Origin of the sequence: Marinobacter sp. UBA2498, from assembly GCF_002341575.1 — a bacterium.
GTDB classification, from domain to species: domain Bacteria; phylum Pseudomonadota; class Gammaproteobacteria; order Pseudomonadales; family Oleiphilaceae; genus Marinobacter; species Marinobacter manganoxydans.
The window spans coordinates 965-1,319 of the sequence record NZ_DDOI01000040.1; positions in this window are offsets into that span (position 1 = coordinate 965).

Below are 355 nucleotides of genomic sequence, written 5' to 3' on the forward strand. Positions count from 1 at the left end.
TCCCGGGTAGACAACCCGGATCGCTTCGTTGCTTGATCTCACCCCGACCAACTTATTGGGCAGATCGCCCGTGCCTGAGAAACATGATTTGATCAATATTTGATCGAAACAAGGCCGGTTTGCAGGTGTTGCAATCGGTAAACTGACAGTCGTGCTCTCAACATAACTGGACTGGCTTCAAAAATGAGTTAGGCGTGAGCCAACCAAGGCTCAGGGTGCTATATTCGAGCGGAGTCACTGATTCAGGTAGGAGTTTAAGCATAATACCTTCAATTTTTTTGGAGGTGATCGAAGTAATCACATGTGATTATGGAATTGAGTGGCGGGCGCGCCCACAGTTGTGCTGCGCCCGTCA